Below are 22,589 nucleotides of genomic sequence, written 5' to 3' on the forward strand. Positions count from 1 at the left end.
AAGTGGCCAGGAGGTACCTGATCATTTCATTTTGGGGCCGAGGCGCCAATGTCAACCATTGACTTCCAACTCCAAAATGCGGATCCTCGAGCTAGAACTGTTCCAGCTCGCAATCACGCTGGATTTGGGGGTACCAATGGTAAGCGGCGGCTATTGCCTTTTTCAGCTGAGCCTGTTCCAGTCGTGGAAACTTTGCCGGGACTCGTGCACCGTGCATGTTGCAGCGCGGCAACAACGTCTCATTACGGCGCTGGCGATTCACGGTCCCCGCCCCCGAAGCTTTCTGGTCGGGCTCTTGTGGCCGGAGAATTCCGAGAGCCGGGCCATGGAAAGCCTGCGGGTATGCGTGCATCTCATCTGTAAGCAGGTTCCGGGACTGCTGGTCAACGGCGGCGCGGTGCTCTCCCTCAGCGATCTGGTGGCCGTCGACCTGCACCGGGTCCGGGCGCAGATCCGGGAGCTGGGCCAACTCGGACTCAATGGGAATGCGGCCTCATACCTGAACCTGTTACGCGATGCCGAACTGCTCCCGGGCTGGTACGACGACTGGGTCCTTTCTGAACAGGCCCGGTTGCGGCAGGAGCGTCTGCACGCCTTCCAGATCATCGCCCGCGAGTCGCTGGCGCAATGTAATTATGAGGTTGCCCTGGAGGCATCGGAGGCGGCGCTGGAACTTGAACCGCTTTACGAAAGTGCAGTTGGGCTACTCATCCAGGCCGAAAGGCAACAAGGCAACAACGCGTCAGCGCTTCAGGCCTTCGAAAAGTACCAGATAAAGCTGAAGGAAGACGTGGGCATAGCGCCTTCGGAAGCCATCCGGCGGCTCATCGCCGACGGTTCATGACACGCCTCAGGATGCATCCGTGGCAAGGCGGAAAGGACTGCGTCCCGCTGCGGGCCTTGCGCCGCCATGCCGCCGGGCCCGGATATCTGTAACGCTCCAATAATGGCGGGCAGGGAGATTGGGTGTGGTCACTATCTCCGGCGGTCCCGGCGGAACACGGAGCGGGCCGGGGAGTGGGTGGCGTCGTGTTCCCCGTAACTGCATTACAAACCTTGTACCTGGAATCCGGCAGAGGGCTGGGGGCCGCGAGACGGAAGTCCGTGCAGGTATTACGAAACGGACATGGTTCCTGCCGACAGGCCCCGGACGCTCGCAGGCGCGCCCGGGGCGATCTATGGTGGGAGCATGCCCCGGAACCACATCCCTGTGCGGCCCCCCGGCGACGATCTGCGTGACCGGCGCGTCCTTGTCGTCGAGGACGACCCCACCGTCAGGGAAGTCGCCTGCGACTACCTTCGTTCCGCCGGCCTCATCGTTGACGAAGCCGGCGACGGGATCAGCGCCCTGAAGGCAGCGGAGCGCACCCGGCCGGACCTGATCGTGCTGGACCGGATGCTTCCCGGGATCAGCGGAGCCGAAGTCTGCCGACGGATCCGGCACGGCGCCTCGACGCCGATCATCATGCTCACCGCGCTCGGCTCCACCGAGGAACGCATCGAGGGCCTTGAAGCAGGCGCCGACGACTACCTGACCAAGCCGTTTTCCCCTCGGGAACTCGTCCTTCGCGTGCAATCGATCCTTCGACGCAGCGTCACCGATATCACCCCTGAGGCGCCCTTCGTCCTGGGCGGATTCAGGGTGGATGCGTCCAACCGCAGGATCTTCAAGGACGGCCGGTTGCTCGGCCTCTCGGTCCGCGAATTCGATCTGCTCGCCTTCCTCCTGAAACATCCCGATCAGGTCTTCAGCCGGGCGCAGCTCTTGAAGGAGGTGTGGCGGTGGAATTTCGGGGACCTTTCCACGGTAACGGTCCACGTCCGCAGGGTCCGCGAGAAGATCGAAGAGGACCCGACGGAACCGCGGTTCCTGACCACCGAGTGGGGCGTCGGATACCGGCTGAGCGTGGAAGGAAACGATGAACCATGATTGCGCTGTCGGATTTCGTCACCATCCTCCTCACGGCGGTGGCCGCCGCCGCCGTCGTGGCCTTCATCGCGGGAGTCGCCCTGCGTCTTGCGAGGCACCAGTCGATGCTTTGGCGGCTGCTCATCGTCGTCGCGGCCACCGTTGCCTCCATTGCGGCGGCAACAATCGCCATCGCTGCCCAGATGTATATCTCGGATCACGATCTTCTCGTGCTGTGCTGGGTGATCGGTGTCGGCGCAGCTGCCAGCCTGGGGGGCGCCGCTGTGATCGGCGTCGGCATCACCCGTACAGGCGCCCGGCTTCGTTCCACGGCCCGGGCGATCGGGGAGGGCCGGATCGTCCTGCCGGAGGACCACGACGGGCTGGAATTCGCCGCGCTGGCCCGGGAACTGGCTGAAACTTCACAGCGGCTCGCCCGGTCCCGGGAAGAGGTCGCCACGCTGGATGCATCACGCCGGCGCCTCGTCGCATGGATCTCCCACGATCTGCGCACGCCCCTGGCGGCGTTGCGCGCGATGGCAGAATCCCTGGAGGACGGCGTTGCAGAAGAGCCCGCCCGCTACCACAGGCAGATCCGCGTCCAGGCCGAGACCCTCGCCAGCATGGTCGACGACCTGTTCGAACTGTCCAAAATCCAGTCCGGAACCCTTGCGCTGAACATGGGTCCGGTATCGCTGTTTGACCTGGTCAGCGACGCCGTCGCCGACCTGCACCCGGTCGCCGCATCACGGTCGGTCACGCTGAAGGAGTCCAGCACGGGGAATCTCACCCTCTTCGGCGACGCGCGCGAACTCTCCCGGGTCATCGACAACCTCCTCATGAACGCCATCCGGCATTCCCCCGCGGACAGCGAAATCCTCATCTCCGCCCGGGAGACCGAGGACGAACACGTCGCCCTCAGCATCGTGGACGCAGGCGGCGGGATCCCCGAAGAAGACCTGGGCAAGATCTTCGACGCCGGCTGGCGCGGGACACCATCCCGGACGCCGTCGACCGCAAGCGACATGCCCGCGGGAGCCGGCCTGGGGCTTGCCATCGTGGCCGGCATCGTTGAAGCCCACGCCGGCGGAGTCACTGTCCGGAATGTCCCCGGCGGATGCCGCTTCGACGTCACTCTCCCGCGGTTCGGAGCGCGCACCGCCTAAGGCCCGCGCACCGCTTAAGGCCGGCGCACCGCTTAAGGCCGGCGCACCGCTTAAGGCCGGCGCACCTTAGCCCGGTTGGCCGCGCAGGGGAGCGGTGGCAAATTCCCGCATGCCCTCGTCAAATCCTACGGCCGGAGCCCAGCCCAGCTCCGACTTGATCAGCTCCGAGGAGGCGGTGACGTGCCGCACGTCCCCGAGGCGGTATTCGCCGGTCACAACGGGCGCCGGGCCGGAGCTGAATGTGCTCAGCGCGGCGGCCACGTCGCCGACGGTATGCACCTCGTCGGCGCCGACGTTGTAGGCGCGGAAGCCTGGCGCGTTGCCCCGCGACAGCGACTCGGCCGCGGCGATGTTCGCTTCGGCCACGTCCCGGACGTGGATGAAACTGCGCCGCTGGGCTCCGTCTTCGAAGACTCTTGGCGCCTCGCCGCGGGCCAGGGCCGAACGGAACAGCGACGCGACTCCGGCGTAGGGCGTGTCGCGCGGCATCCGGGGGCCGTAGACATTGTGATAGCGCAGGGCCACCACCGCTCCGCCGGTGCTGCGGGCCCACGCGGCGGCGAGGTGCTCCTGGCTCAGCTTCGATGCCGCGTAGACGTTGCGCGGATCAAGCCGGGCATCCTCGGTGAGCATCGCCGGCGTGAGGACCGCACCCGTGTCCGGGTTCCGGGGATCATACATGCCGGCGCGCAGGTCGGCCTCGGTACGGGGTCCGGGCCTGACCGGCAGGCCGGTCCCGGGATCCGTGTAGGCGCCCTCCCCGTAGACCACCATCGAGGAGGCCAGGATCAGGCGGGAGATGCTGTGGCGTTCCATGGCGGCCAGCAGGACGGCGGTCGCGTAGTCATTGTTGCGGATGTAGTCCGGCGCGTCCGCGAAACTGACGCCCAGCCCCACCTTCGCGCTTTGGTGGCAGACGATGTCGATGTCCTCCAAAGCGGTGTCCACCACAGCCGGGTCCGTGACGTCGCCGGTGATCAGCTCCACGTGCGGGTCAAAGGCGGGCGGCCCGGGGTGGAGCCCGGGGTCCAAGGAGTCCAGGACCCGCACAGCCCATCCCTTTGCGAGGGCGGCGTCCACGATGTGCGAACCGATGAACCCCGCACCGCCGGTGACGAGGAGCCTCACCGGGCGGACACCGCCCCACGCGCAACCGTGAGGGCCATGATCCGCTCCACGGCGGTCTGATCCATCAGCATGCGGGGGGAGTAGTCCTCGCCGATCGCGGCGATGGCGTCTTCGAGCACGGCCAGAATGTTGCCCTGGGCATCCTTGATGCGGGCAAAGACGGCGTCGGCGGTCACCGGGGCCGAGCCGTCATGTCCGGTGTCCGCATCGGTGATGAAGGCCAGATTGGCGAAGCCCATGTTGAGCTCGGCCGCCAGGACGGGTTCGGGGTACTGGGTCATGCTGATGAGGTCCGCGCCGCCGCTGACGTACCAGGCCGACTCCGCCTTCGTTGAAAAGCGCGGCCCGTTGATCACCACGACAGTACCCCGCGGGACGAAGGGCAGCCCCCGTGCCGAAAGCGCGGCGTCCAGATGGGAACGCAATGCCGGGCAAAACGGTTCTGCGGCGGGCAGGTGCTGGACACCGGCCGGGGCGACGCCATCGGCCACGGTGCCGTCGAAAAACGTATCGGCACGTCCCCAGGTGCGGTCGATCAGCTGGTCGGTGACGGCAAAGGTCCCGGGCCCAAAACCTTCCCGCAGCCCGCCCACGGCCGAGGAGGAAATCACCGCCTCGACTCCGAGGCTCTTGAGCGCCCAGAGGTTGGCCCGGTAGTTGATCTTCTGGGGCGGGAGTGAGTGTTCCCCGCCGTGGCGGGGGAGGAACGCCACGGTCCGTCCGGCCACTTCCGCCAGCGTCACGGGGCCCGACGGCGGCCCGTAGGGAGTGCCGACGTCGACCCTCGCCTGGACGGTTGCTCCGGGGAGCCGGTAGGTCCCGGAGCCTCCGATGATTCCGACGCGTGGCTGCGGCGCGTGGCTAGCTGATTGTTCCATGTGGCCATCCTGCCATCCGGACGGGAGTTCCCATGACCGGGCCGGTCCGGTCACGGCTGTTCCGGGCTGCAGCTCATGGCTTCGGTCCGGAGCGCCGACGCGGCGGCCAGGCGCAGCCCAGCGCGGCGCCGCAGCCAGGCTCCGGCGGCAAGTGCGGCGGCCGCGGCGAGGAGAGCGCCCTGGTTAATCGGCCCGCTGTAAGGCTCGACCTTCGGCACCATGTAAATGACGTCCAAGGCAAGGATCACCGCGGTGTACTCCCACCTGCGGCTGAGCACGATGAACGGCAACAGCATCAGTGCGTACCAGGGGTAGGTGGGGCTGACAACCAGCAGCGTGAGCCCGATCATGACGGTCTGCTGGTCCCAGACGTTTTCGGCGCGTGTCCGCCGCAGCACTCCCAGCGCCACGATGGCCAGGGCGGCCGCGCTGAGAACCGGCGGCCACGGGCCGGCCGAGACGAGCTGCGCGAGGCCGAACCGGATGCCGCCGCTCTGGCTGTACCCCTCTTCCTTGAGATATCCGGGAAGGAAACCGAGAACCCCGGCGCCGGCGACCGCCAGGTACGGCACGTAGAGGAGCACGAAGGTGCCCGCCGCCGCGGCGATGAACCTGACCGGGCGCCGGAAAAGCAGTGCGGGTGCGGCGATGACCGGGATGAGTTTGGTCGCCACCGCTGCCCCGAACGCCGCTCCCGAACGGAGCGGCCTCCCGCCGGCCAGCAGCATGCCGGCGGCCAGAATGAGAGCCCCGCCGAGTACATCGACATGGGCGTTGTTCACCGCTTCAAGAAGCACTAACGGGCTCCACCCCCACACCGCGGCCAGTTCGAGGGGCAGTCCGCGTCTGGCCAGCACACGGAGCAGCATCAGGGTGACGGCCACACTGATGAGCAGCCCGCCGAGCTGGAAGGGGAGGTAGCCGACCGTGTCCGGCACGGCGGCACGCACCCCGACGAAGTAGAGTTCGGCCGTGGGCGGATAGATGGTGGGCACGTGCGGCCGGTTGATGGCCGTGCACAGCGGATTCCCGGACGGATAGCCGAAGGCCGCCACCGAATCCGTCCCGAACAAGCCCCTGGCGCAGACTGGCCTGCCATCGGGGCCGGACGCGCCCGGCGCAAACAGCCAGCCGGGCCGGAGGCTGCTGAGGGTTTCATCGATGGGCACATAGGAATAAGGGGAGATGCCTGCTTTTTGGACGATCCCGTCCCACGCATACCGGGCTGAATCGTTGCTGGTCCGGGGCGGCGCGCCTACCGCCACCAGGCCGAGAAGCACGGTGCCCGCGACGACGACGGCCCCCACCCGACGCCGCGGTACCTGCCGCAGGAAGCCGACGGCGGCGATGAGAACCAGCCACGAAAGGCAGGTCCCGACAACCGGCGCGGACTCGAACGGGTTCCCGGGGAGCACCATCCACCACAACAACGCCGCACCCGCAACGAACGGCGCCGGAAGGACAACAAACAGCCGGAGCTTGGTGCCGGCCGCCTGCGGTGATGCTGCTGTACGGGGAGTCACCCTCTGATCCTGCCCCATATCGGCGCGGCGCGGGCGCGCGGTCCGGGGTTTTCAGGGAATCGTAAGGTCTGGCGCCCCCGCGGCAGCCGGAAGCGTGGTGTGATCGAGGTATGGAAAAGCTCACCAATGCGCTGGCCGCCAGATTTGCGTCGCCGACGCGCAGTACTCGGCTGACGGTTGTTCTGGGGCGGTGGCTCGGCCTGAGCTTCACCATCTGTTTCCTGACGGGTCTCTTGAGCCACGGGCTGCAGGAACCGCCGTCGTGGATGTTCTTCCCCACCCGGCCTGTCTGGATCTATCAGCTGACCCAGGGGCTCCACGTGACCGCCGGTATCGCTGCCATTCCACTGCTTCTGGCCAAGCTGTGGTCCGTCTACCCCGAATTGCTGAAGTGGCCTCCGATCAAGTCCGTGGCGCACGGCCTGGAGCGGGCTTCCATCGCCTTGTTCGTCGCCTCTTCGCTGGTTGAGCTGATCACCGGCCTGATCAACACCTACAAGTGGTACCCGTGGCCCTTCCCGTTCCGTGAAACGCACTTCTGGCTGGCCTGGGTCATCTGGGGTTCGCTGCTGCTCCACATTGCCGTCAAGCTTCCGGCGATCATGGAGCACTGGCGCGCCCGTCCGGGCCGCGGGCCGGCGGGGGCTTCCGGCGCGGTCGCCCCTGCGCAGGGGTTCAATGAGGACGCGCCGTTGGCCGACGACGGGGTGGCGCTGACCGACGACGGTGCGGCGGCGCCGGGCCACTGGTCGCGGCGTGCTTTCCTGGCCGCCGTCGGGACCACCACGGGGGTGGTAGTGCTGACGACGGCCGGGCAGTCGTTCTCGTGGCTGCACCCGCTCAACTTTTTCGCGCCCCGGGCCATGGGAACGGGCCCCCAGGCCGTTCCGGTGAACCGCACTTCCGCCGATGCGAAGGTCGCGGCACTGGCCGGCGCTAAGGACTGGAAGCTGACCGTCAGCCACCAGGGGACCAGCCGTTCCTTCACCTGGGCGGAGCTCAAAGCCCTGCCGCAGTATGAAAGCGAGCTGCCCATCGCTTGTGTCGAAGGCTGGAGCCAGCTGGCCCGGTGGAGGGGCGTGCGGATCCGTGATCTGGTCAGCGCTGTCGGCGCCCCGCCGTCGTCCTCGCTCCGTGTCACGAGCCTGGAACCTGAGGGCAACTACCGGATTATGTCCATGCCCAACGTCTACGTGCAGGATGAGCTGACCCTGGTGGCCCTGGAACTCAACGGGGAGACTCTCGATCTGGAACACGGGTATCCGGCCCGCATCATCGCGCCCGGGCGCCCCGGCGTCCTGCAAACCAAATGGCTGCAGACTGTGGAGGTCCTGTGAAAACCGTGAAGGGCCCGAAGGTTACAACCCCGGCCCGGGCGGGAAATGCCGTGAAGATCACGCGGTACGTCCTCGGAGTGGCGGGCGCAGGGTTGATCGGGTACGGGCTTTTGGGGTTGCCGACCAAACTGGGGCCTGCGGAACTGATCGGGCTGCTGATCTGGCTGGCGGTGGCTGTCCTGCTCCACGACGGCGTCATGGTGCCGGTTTCCACCCTCGCCGGCGCGGGCCTGACCCGGGTGGGGTCCCGGCTGCGTCCGGCGTCGGTGGCGGTTCTCCGCGGCGCGCTGATGACGGGCGCGGTGGTAACGCTGATCACGGGGGTGCTGCTCAAGGCGCAGTCCGTAGCCCGCATTCTCAGCGCACTGGACGGCGACTACGCCGCCAATCTGCTCTGGTTCTGGGCGATCCTGGTAACCCTGGCCGCAATCCTCATTTACAGGATTGAACGTGCCTACAGGGTTGAACGTGGCGGCTCCGGCCGCGGCGAGAGACAGTAGAACACGCGGCCTTGACGGCGCTGGATGGCGGAAACCGTCCATCCGGCGGACTGCGCCCGGGATTCCAGGCCTGCCCCGCCGGTCCGCGCCCAGCTGAAAGGCTCGCTCCGGTTGCCCAGTTCGTCTTCCAGTACCGCCGGGTATGCGGTATCCATGCCCTCGTCGGCCTCCACTTCCACCAGGAGTGTCCCGGAGGGTGCAATGAGCTGCCGGCAGCGGCGAAGCAGGGATGTGACACTTCCCCCGATGCCGATGTTGCCATCGAGCAGGAGAACAGTCTGCCAGTGCCCGGATTGGGGTACCGCGGCGAATACGGACTGCTCCAGGGCGCGGTCACCACGGCCGCGTGCCCAGCGGACCGCTTCGGCGCTGGTGTCTATGCCCACTGCCTGCAGCCCAAGTGACCGGGCCGCCGCCAGCAGCCTGCCGGGTCCGCAGCCGACGTCGAGGATCGGACCCTGAAGACTTTGCAGGAGTGACCTTTCCATCAGGCTGGCATCCTCGCACCAGCTGCTGACATCGAATGCCACAGGTTCCGCGTGGTGGTAGTGGCTCTCCGGGCGCAGCGTCAGGGTTCCGGTGCCATTCTGCAGGGCGCGGGCGTACGGCTCGCGCCGGCCCTGGCCAAAGTGCGCCACGGGTGCAACCCCGGCGGCGGTCACCGCAGGGCTCCCGCGCGTCGGTGTTCGCCCAGCGCCGGATCCGAGGCCTCATCCACTGCGAAGGCGAAGTCCGTGCCCGGAATTTCGGCAGCGATCTGCAGGGCGTCACTGAAGTGGTCCATGTCCCGAAGCTCGGGAAGCATTCCGACGGAGAGTCCGGCCGCGGTAAGCCGGGCGAGCTGCCCGGCTCCGGTGGTGTCAGTGGACATCGGCACTCCCCGGAGCAGCGCGCCGTCGGGCCGGCGCAGCGCCAGGGCCCAAAAGCCGCCGTCCGTTGCCGGCCCCATCCACGCTTCGTGCCGGGGTGCGTCCGAGGACCAGTCGCGCAGCAGCGGAGCAACGTGCTCCGTTGAGAGCTGCGGGGTGTCCATGCCGACAATGAGCAGCGGACCCGTGGCTGCATCGCAGATGGCGGCCAAACGCTCGTCGAGTGCGCCGGCAGCCTGCGGCACCACCGTGAATTGCGCCGTGTCGCGTGCCGTCGGCGTTCCGTCCATGACCAGCAGCCGGTCCCGTGCCGGGAGGAGCCGCACCGTATCCAGGGTGCGGCTGAGACTCAGCTGGGCCAGGGAAGCGGCCTGTTCGGGGGTCAGCGGTGGGCTGAGCCGGGTCTTGACCCGCCCCGGCACGCACGCCTTGGCGATGACCGCCACTGTCAGATCCATGCTGTACCTCATATAGGTTATTCGCTGCGGGCGGCCTTCCGGACCGGTCCGGCAGGCAAAGCCGCTGCGGCAGCCTTGAGCTGCGCCGACATGTCCCGGACCGCGGTCAGCGTTCCGCGGACCGTGCCGGTCACTTTCGACTTGCCGGTGCGCGGGGCGTATGGCACCGGGGTTTCCCTGATCCGCCAGCCTTGCCGGCTCGCCTTGAGGAACATTTCCAGCGGGTAGCCGCTGCGGCGGTCTTCCAGCTCCAGGGACAGCAATCCGGCACGGCGCGCTGCCCGCATCGGTCCGAGGTCCGTCACCCGTTCCCCGGTCAGGCGCCGGAGCCGCCACGCCAGGACAAGATTGGCCAGGCGGGCGTGCAGCGGCCACGAGCCGCGCTGCGGCTGGCGGCTGCCCAGCACAAGGTCGGCGCTGCCGTCCATGACGGGAGCGAGAAGCTCCGGCAGTTGCGCCGGGTCCAGTGAGCCGTCGCAGTCGCAAAAGGCGACGAATTCCGCCGTGGCGGCGAGGAGGCCGGCATGGGCGGCGGCCCCAAAGCCCCGGCGTTCCTCCCTCACCACGACGGCGCCCAGGCTGGCCGCCAGTTCGGCCGAACCGTCGGTGGAGCCGTTGTCTACGACGATGGCACGGTACCCCTCCGGCACGCGGGACAGCACCCAAGGCAGGGCGTCCAACTCGTTCAAACACGGTAGGACCACATTCGCGATGGTCACGTCACTCACCTCTCAAGGCTACGTTTCCCGCGGCGTTGCTTCGCCCGGGATTCCTTACGGAATACGCACGGAAAAGTGCCACAGACCCCCAAGGGGAGCCGTGGCACTTCCCGCCGGTGCAGACCATGCATCCGGCAGGTTCTCCCGGTGCGGACTACTTGGCGTTGACAGTGATCTTGGCAACGCCGACGAGCATGCCGGCCTTCACGGCGTCGGTCTTGAAGGTCTTGTTCAGCAGGCCGGCGGCGGTGTCGGAGATCAGCACGCGGGTGCCCTCGAGGATGGCGGTGTCGCCCGCGGCCTGGAGCGGCTTCAGGGTGGAGCCGTCGAGGTTGAAGATGTAGGCCTGCTTCGCGGCGACCGTGCCGTTCACGGCAACGTCACCGTAGAGCTTGGAGGTGCCCGGGTCGATGGTGAAGTTGGTCAAATCCACCTTGGTGTCACCGGCGGTGAGGGAGAACCCGGAGCCGGCGTGGCTGATCAGGCCCTGGACGTAGGGGCGGTAGGCCTTGGCGGGGTCGTAGTAGTCGACCTTGCCGCTGGTGATCGGGAAGATGAGCGAGCCGTCGGTCAGCGCGGCGGTGCCGACGACGCCCGGAGTCAGTTTCAGGGTCTCGAGGGCCTTGGCGAAGGAGGCATCCAGCTTCACCGCGGTGGATACCCCGGTCAGTGCCGGGATGGACGCCAGCGGCTTCGGTATTTCGGCCGACGCGGAGGAGGATGAGGTGGTCGGGGCGTTGTTGGCCGGGCTGCAGGCGGCCAGCGAGAACATCAGGGAACCGGCGGCTGCGATTCCGGCGAAGGTCTTGATTGATGTACGCATTGGTGTACTCCTTTTTGTCATTGATTTTTGTCATTGATTCGTGCTCTGCCTGTCCCCGCGGCTGAGGGTTCATGCCATGAACCCTCAGCGGGGCCGGTGTTTGTCTGTCAGGAGTACTTCGATATCAGCCACACCGTGGATGGGTTGTGCAAAGACTGTGGCCGTTCCGTTACACGGTGAGGCGCGGGGGAGGGCGGGTTCCATACCGCCGGGCCTCGGTAGGCTGTGCAAATGACGACTGACTTTGCGGTGGGCCTCGCCGTCGTTGTCCTGCTGTTGTTACTCGCGCGGCTTATGGTTCCGGGACTGCCCCCGAAAAGCCTGGCAGCCCGGCTCACTCCCGTGGACGCCGGGCTGGCGGCGGCAGGTATCGCCGGCCTGGTTCTTCATTGCGCTTCGATGTTCTTTGAGCCCGTGGTCAGTTCTTTTCCGGGGAGCGCGGCCGTGATCAGCCAGATCAATTCGATGGGCCCGGCAAGCGTGATCTGGTATATCGTTCCGTCACTTCTGCTTCTTGCCGGCCTTCGGCGACAAAACACTGCGGTCCTGGCTGTTTTAGCCGTTGCGCTGCTTACAGTTGGCGTCACCATGTATGACGGCGCGGCACTCTGGATACACCTGGACGCCGTCTTTGCCGCTGGTGTCGTGACCGCGGCGATCCTGTTCCTTCTTTTGGTGCCACCGTGGCGGACCCGGCCGGAGTCCTTTCGGCGCTGACCACCGGTGGTCAGGCTTGCCTGCCGATTATTGGCCCTCCGGCGGAACCAGGAACGGCGAGCTCTCCGGGCACGGCGTCGCCTTCCCGCCGCTGCTCGACGCTCCGCACTCGAACAGGTGACCCAGTACCCTCGCAACGATTGATACGCAGGAGCTTTCAATGACCCGAAAATAAGTATTTTACTTCACTCAATTCCAGGTCTAGCGTAGTTACATATGAAGATGTGAGACAGGGCACAGCGGCCCGGGGTCCCGCATCCACCGGCCGGGGAACCGGCCACCGTAGATATCGTGCATCGACAAAGGAGTCGTCATGACGACGGAATCCCAGGCCACCGCCGCCGCTTCGGGCGCAGGGGCAACAGCCCGCTTCAGGGAGAACAAGCACGTCGAAGGCGCCACCAGCCAGGAGCGGGTCAGCGCCCTCGCCGGCCGGCTCGTCAAGGCCGTCAATGACATCGTCACGGACGAGAAGGTCACGTACGACGAATACAACGCCTTCAAGGCCTGGCTCATCAGCGTCGGCGAAACCGGCGAATGGCCGCTGTTCCTGGACGTCTGGGTGGAGCACTCCGTCGAGGAGGTCGCCAACGCCAACCGGCACGGCTCCAAGGGCACCATCGAGGGCCCGTACTACATCCCGGATGCCCCCTCCCAGCAGAGCCCCGCGACGCTGCCGATGCGCGAGGACGAGCCGGGCACGCCGCTGCTGTTCCAGGGCGAGGTCAGGAACGTTGCCGGCGAAGCGCTGGCCGGTGCCCTGATCGAGATCTGGCACGCCGATGACCTGGGCTTCTACTCCCAGTTCGCCCCGGGCCTGCCGGAATGGAACCTCCGCGGCTCCATCACCGCCGATGAGCAGGGCAAGTTCCAGATCAACACCGTCCAGCCCGCGCCGTACCAGATCCCCACGGACGGCGCCTGCGGAGCCCTGATCTCGGCCGCCGGCTGGCACGCCTGGCGCCCGGCCCATATCCACCTGAAGGTCTCGGCTGCCGAGCACCTGCCCATCACCACCCAGCTCTACTTCGAAGGCGACAAGCACATCGCCGACGACATCGCCTCGGCCGTGAAGCCGGAACTCGTCCTCGCCCCCACAGGCCGTACCGACGGCGCAGGCCGTGAAGTCACCTACGACTTCATCCTCGACCCGCAGGACTGACTCCCCGGTCCGGTGCACGGCAGCACTCCATTACCGGCGGGCGGGGGTATTTCCGCCAGCCGCCATCCAACCCACACGGCCTGCCCTGATGCCGTGTTGCCAAAATCAGGCCAACAAAAGGAGTCGCCAGTGACTCAGGAAGCAATCAAGGCCGCCATTGATACCCGCGAACTGCGCCACGCCTTCGGCACGTTCGCCACCGGAGTCACGGTGGTCACGTGCCGGTCGGAGGATGGTGTCCCGCATGGTGCCACTGTCAACGCGTTCACCGCCGTGTCGCTGGATCCGCCGCTCGCCCAGGTCACACTGACCCGCACCTCGCGGGCCGCCCGTTATCTCGAAGGTGCCCCGTTCGCCATCAACATCCTCTCCCTCGAGCAGATGGACGTTGCCCTGCACTTCGCCGGCAAGGTCATGACAGAGGAGCCCGAGTGGGCCCTGGACGGCAACGTCCCCGTCCTGACGAAGAACGCAGCCACCCTGGAATGCCGGCCCTGGAACATCTACGACGGCGGCGACCACATCATCGTCGTCGGCGAGGTCATCGCCATGGAGATCACCAGGCGCGAACCGCTGCTGTTTTTCGGCGGGAAGTTCCGCCAGATCGGACGCCTTGTCGAAGGGGCGCCCTGGGACCACTCCGGTGACGCCCCCGAATCGGGCTGGTTCGCCGGCGCCCGTTCCTTCAAGCCCTTTACCAGCCTTTAGCCCTGCCACATACCTGAAAGGAACGATCATGACCGAGGCCACGGATCAGGTTCCCTCGTCCACTCCGTCGATGGATGAGAGGACCACCCCTGCCAACCCTAAGATGCCGATGACGGGGGATGAATACATCGCCTCCCTCCAGGATGACCGGGAGGTGTGGATCTATGGTGAGCGGGTCAAGGACGTCACCACGCATCCGGCGTTCCGGAACTCCATCCGGATGGTGGCCCGGCTCTATGATGCGATGCACAAACCCGAGCTGCAGGACAAGCTGATGGTGCCCACGGACACCGGGTCCGGGGGCAAGACGATGTCCTACTTCCGCACCCCGCACAGTGTCGAGGACCTCAAGCAGGACCGGACCGCGATCGAGACGTGGGCGCGGATGAGCTACGGCTGGCTGGGGCGTTCCCCGGACTACAAGGCGGCCTTCCTGGGCACCCTGGGCGGGATGCCGGACTTCTACGAGCCGTTCCAGGAGAACGCGAAGCGCTGGTACAAGGAGTCCCAGGAGAAGGTCCTGTACTGGAACCACGCGATCATCAACCCGCCGGTGGACCGGCACCTGCCGCCGGACGAGGTCGGCGATGTGTTCATGAAGGTCGAGAAGGAGACCGACTCGGGCGTCATCGTCTCCGGCGCGAAGGTCGTCGCTACCGGCTCGGCGATCACCAACTACAACTTCATCGCCCATTACGGGCTGCCGATCAAGCGCAAGGAATTCGCGCTGATCTGCACCGTCCCGATGGACGCGCCCGGCGTGAAGCTGATCAGCCGGGCCTCCTACAGCCACCAGGTCGCCGTGATGGGAACCCCGTTCGACTATCCGCTCTCGAGCCGGCTGGACGAGAACGACTCCGTGTTCGTCTTCGACAAGGTCCTGATCCCGTGGGAGAACGTGTTCGCCTACGGGGACGTGGAGAAGATCAACAACTTCTTCCCGCAGACGGGCTTCATCAACCGCTTCACCTTCCAGGGCGTGATCCGCCTTGCCACCAAGCTTGATTTCATCGCCGGTCTGCTGATGAAGGCCCTGGAGATCGCCGGGACCCAGGACTTCCGCGGCGTCCAGACCCGCGTCGGGGAGGTCCTGGGCTGGCGGAACATGTTCTACGCGCTGATCGACGGGATGACATTCAACCCGGACCCGGGCCCGAACGGGACCGTGCTGCCCAAGCTGGACTACGGCCTGTCCTACCGGATGTTCATGTCCATCGGCTACCCGCGGATCAAGGAGATCATCGAACAGGACGTCGCGTCCGGACTCATCTACGTGAACTCGTCCGCGCTGGACTTCAAGACCCCGGAGATCCGGCCGTACCTGGACAAGTACGTCCGCGGTTCCGACGGCGTCGAGGCCGTGGACCGGGTGAAGCTGATGAAGCTGCTCTGGGATTCCATCGGCACCGAATTCGGCGGCCGGCACGAACTCTACGAGCGGAACTACTCCGGCAACCACGAGAACGTGAAGGCAGAAATCCTCTTCGCCGCGCAGGCGCAGGGCACCACGGACTACATGAAGGGCTTCGCGGACCAGTGCCTGGCCGAATACGACCTGGACGGCTGGACCGTCCCGGACCTGATCAGCAACGACGACGTCAGCATCTTCCTCAAACGCGGCTGACCGGGCCACACCCGGAAGCACCCAGGAAACCCCGCCGCCTGCTCTCGGCGCTGGCGTTTGGAGGGTTCTGTATCCAGGACCACGAGCGGCGCTACCGGCCCGGGCCGGCCCTGTGGGGCCATGCGGCGGAGGTGTTCACTGTCCAGTTGCTGCGGGAACGTGCCCGCGGTGCGCTGGCGGCCCTGTATGCGGCTGTTGGCGAAACCGTACAACTCATGGTGCTGCGCGGCGGGAACGTGCAGTCTATCGACGGGATCGAATCGGATTCCTCGTTGCGGGTGGGAATGATTCTCGGTGCCCAGATGCCGGCGTTTGTCTCCGCCGGGGGAATGCCATGCTGGCACAGCTCAGCAATGAGGAGCTTGACGAGCTCTACCGGAATGGCCTGCCATCGTGGCCCACGGGGAGGATCACTTCGTTGGCGATGCTCAAGAGGAGCATGACAAGGGTCCGGCGCGCGGAATTCGGCACAAAACTTCGAGGAGACGGAGCAGGGGCTGGTCGGCCTGGGCGTCAGCGTGAACGACACCGCGGACCAGCCGATAGCCGCCCTGACGACGGCGACGCCCAGCATCCGGTTCCGGCGGGCGGAGATGCCCGCCTACGTCGACGCCCTGCGGGCCGCAGCCGCAACAGTCGAGCAACAGCTGCAGCAGGCATGCCCTAGCGGGTGCGCGGCCGGAAGGTGTGCGGCCCTGAAAGGTGTGCTGCGGCCGTTCCACACAGGCAAAAGCCGGTCCGGTCACCCAGCGGATGACCGGACCGGCTTGTCCAGCGAGAGTTTGTACGCCCTAGTGCTGGTGTGAGGCGTCGTGCGCGCTTGCAGGCGCCGGTGCTGCAGCCGATCCGGAAATACTGCCCGTGATCCAGGACATCATTCCGCTGTGCGCAATAAACGCCCGGGTTGGCTCGGCGCCCGGCCGTTCCGGGCCGGCCGTGGTGCGGGCGGCGTCCGCCGGAAGCCCGTGTCAGGTGCCGGGCAGCGGGCGGCTGTCGGCTGCCGCCGCGAGCAGGCCACTTTCCGTCGCGGCTGCCGCCTCCCGCAGCGCCTTGACGTACTCGGGGATCGAGGCCTTCCTGAACCTCGCCGTGGGGATGGCCGTCGTATACGCGGCGACGGGCTTTCCGATGGCGTCCCTGATGCAGACACCCAGGCCGCTCACCCCCTGCTCCGTCTCCTCCAGGTTCGCTGCGTAGCCTGCCTTGCGGACGGCCGCCAGTTGGCGCTTGAGTGCGGGCAGGCTATGGATCCTGGCGGTGGGCCACGGCGTCAGGCCGCCGCGGTAGATCTGCTCCACTTCCACGTTGCCGAGCTCGGCCAGGATCGCCTTACCTCCGGCGGAGCAGTAGGCCGGCATGAGATCCCCCATCCTGGCTTTGACGCGGAGGACCTCTTCGGACTCGATGCCGTCGATGAAACGGATGTTGGGGCCCGTGAGCACCATGAGCTGGACGGTGTCGTTGATGTCTTCATGAAGTTTCAGCAAGGATGGCCGGGCCACCTGCCGCAACTGGTTCACCGAGAAATGACTCTCGCCCTGAGGGGCCAGCTGGGGCCCGGCGCGGTACCGCCGCTCCCGGTCTTGCACCGCGAAGTCCCTGGCGACGAGGGCGCCGAGCAGTCTGTGGGCAGTCGAGGGTGCCACGCCCAGGCGTTCTCCTGCGGACTTGACGCTCATCACCTCCCCGCCGCGAAGGCTGACGAGCAGCTGGAGGGCGCGGTCAACTGATTCGAGCTTCGAGGGAGTGTCGGAATTTCGCATAGCAGAATCTTTGCACAGTGCGATCGCCTCAGGCCAGGGGCGGTGGATCCCAACTGTTCAGTAGCGGCGAGAGCTCCAGTGGTGGGACCCGGTGAAGATGATTTCGCTAGTCGAAATTTCAAACAGAATCGTGGACGGCTGCGAAACGCTGTGACTACGATCACTGTGTTGCCCAAAAAACTTTTACGTACCAGGAAAGAAGACATGGACGTCTTAACCCAGATCCGCCAGTCGCGGATGACCCGCTTCCAGGTCATGGCCGTGGCGATCGCCTTGACGCTGATCCTCATCGACGGATTCGATGTGGCCGTGATGGCCTACGCAGCCCCGAGCCTCTCCCGGGCCTGGGGACTGGACCCGGTCACCCTGGGCTTCCTGCTCAGCGCCAGCCTCTTCGGCATGGCAGCCGGTTCCATCTTCCTGACCCCGCTCGCGGACAAGATCGGGCGCCGGAAGCTCGCGCTGATTTCCCTGGTCATCATCAGCATCGGCATGGTCCTCTCGGTCTTCGCCGCGGACGCGATGCAGCTGATGGCCTTCCGGATCGTCACCGGCCTGGGCGTGGGCGGCATGATGGCCAACCTGAACGTGCTCGTCTCCGAGTACTCCTCTGACAAGCGGCGCGGCACGATCATCGGGATCTACGCTGCCGGCTATCCGATCGGCGCCACCGTCGGCGGACTCGTGGCGGCGCCGCTGATCCCGCTCTACGGCTGGCAGGCAGTGTTCATCGTCGGTGCCGCCCTGACGGTGCTGATGCTGCTCATCTCCTGGCGTTTCCTGCCCGAGTCCCTCGACTACCTGCTGACCCGCCGCCCGGCAGGTGCCCTGCCCAGGATCAACGGCATCCTGGCCAAGATCGGCCGCCCGGCGCTGAACGACCTGCCCGCCCTCCCCGAAGCCGTCCGCCAGCAGAGCGCCGTGGCTGAGATCCTGGGCAGGCCCACGCGTTTCCGCACCCTGGCGTTGTGGATCGGGTACGCCTGCCTGGTCGCCGCCTACTACTTCGCGAACACCTGGACGCCGAAGATTGTCGCGGCGGCCTCTGGCAATGATTCCCTGGGCGTGACCATCGGCGTGATCGCCAACGCCGGCGGCATTCTCGGCTGCTTCATCTTCAGTGCCCTGGCCATCAAGTTCCGCAGCCGCCCGCTGCTGGTGTGGGCCCTGGGCGCCGCCGCCGCAGCCTACCTGCTGTTCGGCGTTGTGTTCACGCAGATCAGCGTCGCCATCGTCGTGGCCCTGTTCCTGGGCATCCTCACCACGGCCGGGATCGCCGGCTTCTACGCCGTCGCACCGGACATCTACACTGCGCGGGCCCGGGCCACGGGCATCGGCTGGATGATCGGCCTGGGGCGCCTGGTCTCCATCGTCGCGCCGATCCTCGTGGGTTACCTGATCTCCGGCGGGTGGCAGCCGGAGAGGATCTTCTTCCTCTTCGCCATCCCGCTGGCCGCATCGGCCCTGTGCGTCGTGTCGCTGGGCATCTCCCTGAAGCGCACGCAGCCGCCGGCGCTTGCCGACGCCGCCGTCGCCCCCACCGCCGCTGCCTGAGCAGCACCAACAGCCCCCATCCCCAGAAACACCCGGAAACACCCCCGAAGGAAAACCTCATGCGTTCTATTGAAACCGGCACCCTGCTCCGAGCCGCCCCCGCCAGGGAGGACTGGTCCGAGTCCCGCATGGGCGTCTTCCTGCAGGAAACCGAGCAGAAGACGGGCCGGCGGTTCGCCAGCTACGACGACGCCTGGCAATGGTCCGTCGACAATCTGGAGGAGTTCTGGGGGGCCGTCTGGGAGCACTTCGAGATCATCACGCACACCCCGTATGAAACAGTGCTGCGCGAGCAGAAGATGCCCGGCGCCGACTGGTTCCCCGGCGCAACGATCAATTACACCGAACACATCGTCCGCGCCGTCGGCCAGCGCCGCGACGAGGTCATGGTCAAGTCCCGCAGCCAGACCAACGGCAGCTCCGAGTGGACCGGCGGACGCCTGCTGGAGGAAATCGGCCGCATCCAGCAGGGCCTGATCCGCATGGGCATCACCGCGGGGGACCGCGTGGCCGGCTATCTGCCCAACATTCCCGAGACGCTGGCCGCCTACCTGGCGACCGCCGCGCTGGGTGCGATCTGGTGCTCGGTCCCTCCGGAGATGGGCCCCAAATCTGTCCTGGACCGGATCAGCCAGCTGGAACCTTCGCTGATCCTCGCGATTGACGGTTACCGGTGGGGCAGGAAAGACCTCTCCCGGGCCGACGATCTGGCACGGATCCGCGAGCAGCTCCCGCAGACGCCCGTGGTGCTCCTGCCGTACCTCGATGCGGACTGTGACATTCCTGCCGGCGCCGTCTCCTATCAGGACTTCACCCGCGAGTCCGGGGACATCCGCTGTGATGCGGTGCCCTTCTCCCACCCGCTCACTGTGCTGTTCTCCTCCGGAACCACCGGCAAGCCCAAGGCCATCGTGCACTCCCACGGCGGCTTGCTGCTGGAGCACTTCAAAGCGATGGGGCTGCACTTTGACATGGGCCCGAAGGATACCGCGTTCTGGTTCACCACCACCGGCTGGATGGTGTGGACGCTGGGGGTTTCCACGCTGCTGACCGGCGCTGCGATGGTGCTCATGGACGGCGACCCGAACTGGCCTTCGCTGGACGGGGAGTGGTCCCAGTGGGCGGTGGCCGCCGAAACCGAGGCCACCTACCTCGGCACCGGCTCCGCCTACCTTGCAGCGTGTGCGCACGTGGGACTCACGCCGGGCGCCACCTGGGATCTCAGCCGGCTGCGGGAAATCCAGTGCTCGGGTTCGCCGCTCGCGGCGGACGTCGCCGGCTGGGTGCACGACGACGTCAGCCCGGACCTGCTGCTGGCCCCCACCTCAGGGGGAACCGACATCTGCGCGGCCTTCCTCGGGGCCAGCCCCCTGACCGGAGTCTACGCCGGCGAGATGTCCTGCCGGCCGCTGGGCGTCTCGGTCGAATCCTGGGACCCCGAAGGGCGGCCGCTGCACGGTGCGGCCGGCGAACTCGTGGCCACCAGGCCGATGCCGTCCATGCCCGTCTTCTTCTGGGGGGACGAGGACCAGGAGCGCTACCGCGGCAGCTACTTCGGCGCCTACGAGGGGGTCTGGCGCCACGGCGACTGGCTCATCGAGACCGAGCGGGGCACCTGGGTGATCTCGGGCCGCTCCGATGCCACCCTCAACCGGGGCGGTGTCCGGCTGGGCACGGCGGAGTTCTACGCGGTGCTCGACGGGCTGGCCGAGGTCAACGACAGCATGGTGCTGCACTTTGAGGATCCCGACGGCGGGATGGGCCGGCTGGTCCTGCTGATCGAACCGCAGGAAGGCGCCAACAAGGTGGTGCTGGAGGCTGCGGTGCGCCGTTCGCTGCGGACGGAACTCTCGCCCCGGCACGTGCCGGACGACGTCGTATTTGTCCCCAGCATTCCCCGCAACCCATCGGGCAAGCGGCTGGAAATCCCCCTCAAGCGCGTCATCCAGGGCGCCGTCTTGGGCGATGTCCTGGACCCGGGAGTGCTTGTGAAGCCCGACGACGTCGAAGACACCGTCCGGATCATCAAAGAGGCCTTTGCCGCGTGACCACGACCAGGAATGTGAATGCCACCGCGAATATTGCAGACCTCGTTGCCGTTGATATGCACGTGCATATCGAATCGGACGGCCACGGCCACACCGACATGCCCGAGGACTTCCGCGAGGCTGCCCGCAAGCACTTCGGGACTTCGCACGAGCCCCTGAGCGTGGACAGCGTGGCCGCGCACTACCGCGAACGCAACATGGCCGCCGTCGTCTTCACGGTGGACCATGAGTCCGTGACCGGGCACCCGCCGATCGCCAACCGGGAGATCGCCCGCCAGGCCGCCGAGCACGCGGACGTGCTGATCCCGTTCGCCAGCATCAATCCTGCCCGCGGCGCCGAGGGCATCGAGGAGGCGAAAGTCCTGGTGGAGGAGTTCGGGATCAAGGGGTTCAAATTCCACCCGAACCTGCAGGGCTTCTTCCCCAACGACCCCGTGGCCTATCCGCTCTATGAAGCGATCGAGCAGCTGGGCGTGCCGGCGCTTTTCCACACGGGACAAAGCGGGATCGGCTCCGGCATGCCGGGCTCGGGCGGAATCCGGCTCAAATACTCCAACCCCATCGTCCTCGACGACGTCGCGGTGGACTTCCCCGAGCTGAAGATCATCATGGCCCACCCGTCCTTCCCCTGGCAGGATGAGGCCCTGGCGGTCGCCGCCCGCCACACCAACGTCTACATCGACCTCTCCGGCTGGTCCCCGAAGTACTTCCCGGCAAACCTGGTCCAGTACTCCAATTCGCTCCTGCGCACCAGGGTGCTTTTCGGCTCTGATTACCCCATGATCCCGCCGGACCGCTGGATCGCGGACTTCGAGAAACTGGCCATCAAACCTGAGGTCCGTCCCCTCATCATGCGGGAGAACGCCCTCCGGCTGCTGGGGCTGGACGCAGCAGCGACCCCCGCTGCAGCGACCTCCGTGGAAGGAAACGGACCGTGACCGCACAGCGCGTGCTGATCACCGCAGGAGCCGGAGGGATCGGCCAGGCGATTGCCCAGGCCTACGACGACGCCGGCGCCAGGGTTCACATCGCGGACGTCGACACCGATGCGCTCGGCCGGATCACGTCCGGGTCCGACGCCGTCAGCGGGACCGCGGGGGACATCAGCAAGGCCGCCGACGTCGCCCGCATCATCGCCGACGTCCAGGAGCACCTGGGCGGACTGGACGTGCTGGTCAACAACGCCGGAATCTCCGGCCCCACGGCACCGGTGGAGGACCTCCCCGCCGATGCCTGGGACAGCGTGATCTCCGTGAACCTCAACGGCACCTTCAACGTCACCCAGCAGGCCATACCCCTGCTCAAGGAATCCGCGGCCGGATCCATCATCGTCATGTCCTCGCTCGCGGGCCGGTTCGGCTATCCCAACCGGGTCGCCTACTCCACCACCAAATGGGGGCTGGTGGGATTCACCAAAACCCTGGCCCTCGAGCTGGGCCAGTACGGTATCACGGCCAACTCGATACACCCCGGGGCCGTGGACGGGCCGCGCTTCCGGAGCGTGATCGCCGGGAGGGCCGAACTGTCCGGCCGCACGGTGGACGAGGAGCTGGCGGATGCCCTGGCCCTCCAAGCGGTGAAGAGGCTCGTGGACCCGGCCGACATCGCCGCCATGGTGCTGTTCCTCACCGGTCCGCACGGCCGATCCATCTCCGGGCAGATGCTCCCTATCGACGGTGATTCGAAGGCAGCGTCGTAGAAGG

General features: G+C 66.7%; 21 protein-coding genes and 1 pseudogene. 14 read left to right on the forward strand and 8 right to left on the reverse strand.

Annotated features, from left to right (window positions below; genetic code table 11):
- Positions 1 to 58: 58 nt before the first annotated feature.
- The 3 genes from J9611_RS08090 (at position 59) to J9611_RS08100 (ending at position 3,075) form a co-directional block, all read left to right on the forward strand.
- Positions 59 to 844: an AfsR/SARP family transcriptional regulator gene (locus tag J9611_RS08090; RefSeq protein WP_211879189.1), complete on the forward strand. Its 786-nt coding sequence runs from the start codon at positions 59 to 61 to the stop codon at positions 842 to 844.
- Positions 845 to 1,189: 345 nt separating this feature from the next.
- Positions 1,190 to 1,930, forward strand: a complete 741-nt coding sequence (locus J9611_RS08095; protein ID WP_211879191.1) for a response regulator transcription factor — start codon at positions 1,190 to 1,192, stop codon at positions 1,928 to 1,930.
- Positions 1,927 to 3,075 (forward strand): sensor histidine kinase, encoded by a 1,149-nt coding sequence (locus tag J9611_RS08100; protein WP_211879192.1) that lies wholly within the window; start codon positions 1,927 to 1,929, stop codon positions 3,073 to 3,075. Before J9611_RS08095 ends, J9611_RS08100 begins: the two co-directional genes overlap by 4 nt.
- A gap of 66 nt (positions 3,076 to 3,141) precedes the next feature.
- Here J9611_RS08100 and J9611_RS08105 read toward each other — a convergent pair whose 3' ends face one another.
- The 3 genes from J9611_RS08105 to J9611_RS08115 are packed head-to-tail and all read right to left on the reverse strand — an operon-like array spanning position 3,142 to position 6,604.
- Positions 3,142 to 4,203: an NAD-dependent epimerase/dehydratase family protein gene (locus tag J9611_RS08105; protein ID WP_211879194.1), complete on the reverse strand. Its 1,062-nt coding sequence runs from the start codon at positions 4,201 to 4,203 to the stop codon at positions 3,142 to 3,144.
- Positions 4,200 to 5,081, reverse strand: a complete 882-nt coding sequence (locus J9611_RS08110; RefSeq protein ID WP_211879195.1) for an MTAP family purine nucleoside phosphorylase — start codon at positions 5,079 to 5,081, stop codon at positions 4,200 to 4,202. Before J9611_RS08110 ends, J9611_RS08105 begins: the two co-directional genes overlap by 4 nt.
- 50 nt (positions 5,082 to 5,131) lie before the next feature.
- Positions 5,132 to 6,604, reverse strand: a complete 1,473-nt coding sequence (locus J9611_RS08115; protein ID WP_211879196.1) for a glycosyltransferase 87 family protein — start codon at positions 6,602 to 6,604, stop codon at positions 5,132 to 5,134.
- Positions 6,605 to 6,714: 110 nt separating this feature from the next.
- On the opposite strand from J9611_RS08115, the gene J9611_RS08120 reads away from it, so the two are divergent.
- Positions 6,715 to 7,941: a molybdopterin-dependent oxidoreductase gene (locus tag J9611_RS08120; protein ID WP_211879198.1), complete on the forward strand. Its 1,227-nt coding sequence runs from the start codon at positions 6,715 to 6,717 to the stop codon at positions 7,939 to 7,941.
- Between the two features lie 50 nt (positions 7,942 to 7,991).
- Positions 7,992 to 8,441 carry a hypothetical protein gene (locus tag J9611_RS08125; protein ID WP_211879200.1) on the forward strand — a complete coding sequence of 150 codons (450 nt, stop codon included), beginning with the start codon at positions 7,992 to 7,994 and terminating at the stop codon, positions 8,439 to 8,441.
- Here J9611_RS08125 and J9611_RS08130 read toward each other — a convergent pair.
- The 4 genes from J9611_RS08130 to J9611_RS08145 form a co-directional block, all read right to left on the reverse strand.
- Positions 8,396 to 9,103: a class I SAM-dependent methyltransferase gene (locus J9611_RS08130; protein WP_211879203.1), complete on the reverse strand. Its 708-nt coding sequence runs from the start codon at positions 9,101 to 9,103 to the stop codon at positions 8,396 to 8,398. The genes J9611_RS08125 and J9611_RS08130 overlap by 46 nt on opposite strands.
- Positions 9,100 to 9,768, reverse strand: coding sequence for a TIGR04282 family arsenosugar biosynthesis glycosyltransferase (locus J9611_RS08135; RefSeq protein ID WP_246527534.1), 669 nt, complete (start codon positions 9,766 to 9,768; stop codon positions 9,100 to 9,102). The genes J9611_RS08130 and J9611_RS08135 overlap by 4 nt, the downstream gene beginning before the upstream one ends.
- Before the next feature lie 17 nt (positions 9,769 to 9,785).
- Entirely contained in the window at positions 9,786 to 10,496 is a 711-nt protein-coding gene (locus J9611_RS08140) for a glycosyltransferase family 2 protein (RefSeq protein WP_307857047.1), read from the reverse strand.
- A gap of 145 nt (positions 10,497 to 10,641) precedes the next feature.
- On the reverse strand, positions 10,642 to 11,310 hold the full coding sequence (locus tag J9611_RS08145) for a hypothetical protein (protein WP_211879207.1): 669 nt from the start codon (positions 11,308 to 11,310) through the stop codon (positions 10,642 to 10,644).
- Positions 11,311 to 11,559: 249 nt separating this feature from the next.
- Between J9611_RS08145 and J9611_RS08150 the strand changes: the two genes are divergently transcribed.
- The 5 genes and pseudogenes from J9611_RS08150 (at position 11,560) to J9611_RS22885 (ending at position 16,327) form a co-directional block, all read left to right on the forward strand.
- A complete protein-coding gene (locus J9611_RS08150) occupies positions 11,560 to 12,027 on the forward strand; it encodes a hypothetical protein (protein ID WP_211879209.1) in 468 nt (155 codons plus the stop codon).
- A gap of 313 nt (positions 12,028 to 12,340) precedes the next feature.
- Complete coding sequence (catA, locus tag J9611_RS08155) at positions 12,341 to 13,189, forward strand: catechol 1,2-dioxygenase (protein ID WP_211879211.1); 849 nt, start codon at positions 12,341 to 12,343, stop codon at positions 13,187 to 13,189.
- Between the two features lie 129 nt (positions 13,190 to 13,318).
- Positions 13,319 to 13,897 carry a flavin reductase family protein gene (locus tag J9611_RS08160; RefSeq protein WP_307857048.1) on the forward strand — a complete coding sequence of 193 codons (579 nt, stop codon included), beginning with the start codon at positions 13,319 to 13,321 and terminating at the stop codon, positions 13,895 to 13,897.
- 28 nt (positions 13,898 to 13,925) lie between these two features.
- Positions 13,926 to 15,521, forward strand: coding sequence for a 4-hydroxyphenylacetate 3-hydroxylase family protein (locus J9611_RS08165; RefSeq protein ID WP_211879213.1), 1,596 nt, complete (start codon positions 13,926 to 13,928; stop codon positions 15,519 to 15,521).
- A 131-nt stretch (positions 15,522 to 15,652) separates the two neighbouring features.
- Positions 15,653 to 16,327 (forward strand): annotated as a pseudogene (locus tag J9611_RS22885) (IclR family transcriptional regulator domain-containing protein).
- 162 nt (positions 16,328 to 16,489) lie between these two features.
- Here J9611_RS22885 and J9611_RS08175 read toward each other — a convergent pair.
- Positions 16,490 to 17,284, reverse strand: coding sequence for an IclR family transcriptional regulator (locus J9611_RS08175; protein ID WP_211879215.1), 795 nt, complete (start codon positions 17,282 to 17,284; stop codon positions 16,490 to 16,492).
- Positions 17,285 to 17,488: 204 nt separating this feature from the next.
- On the opposite strand from J9611_RS08175, the gene J9611_RS08180 reads away from it, so the two are divergent.
- The 4 genes from J9611_RS08180 to J9611_RS08195 are packed head-to-tail and all read left to right on the forward strand — an operon-like array spanning position 17,489 to position 22,585.
- Positions 17,489 to 18,838 carry an MFS transporter gene (locus tag J9611_RS08180; RefSeq protein WP_211879217.1) on the forward strand — a complete coding sequence of 450 codons (1,350 nt, stop codon included), beginning with the start codon at positions 17,489 to 17,491 and terminating at the stop codon, positions 18,836 to 18,838.
- Between the two features lie 59 nt (positions 18,839 to 18,897).
- Positions 18,898 to 20,886, forward strand: a complete 1,989-nt coding sequence (locus J9611_RS08185; RefSeq protein WP_211879219.1) for an acetoacetate--CoA ligase — start codon at positions 18,898 to 18,900, stop codon at positions 20,884 to 20,886.
- A complete protein-coding gene (locus tag J9611_RS08190) occupies positions 20,883 to 21,824 on the forward strand; it encodes an amidohydrolase family protein (protein WP_443701377.1) in 942 nt (313 codons plus the stop codon). The genes J9611_RS08185 and J9611_RS08190 overlap by 4 nt, the downstream gene beginning before the upstream one ends.
- On the forward strand, positions 21,821 to 22,585 hold the full coding sequence (locus tag J9611_RS08195; protein ID WP_211879221.1) for an SDR family oxidoreductase: 765 nt from the start codon (positions 21,821 to 21,823) through the stop codon (positions 22,583 to 22,585). The genes J9611_RS08190 and J9611_RS08195 overlap by 4 nt, the downstream gene beginning before the upstream one ends.
- The last annotated feature ends 4 nt before the right edge of the window (positions 22,586 to 22,589 follow it).

It is taken from the genome of Pseudarthrobacter albicanus (genome assembly GCF_018224015.1).
GTDB classification, from domain to species: domain Bacteria; phylum Actinomycetota; class Actinomycetes; order Actinomycetales; family Micrococcaceae; genus Arthrobacter; species Arthrobacter albicanus.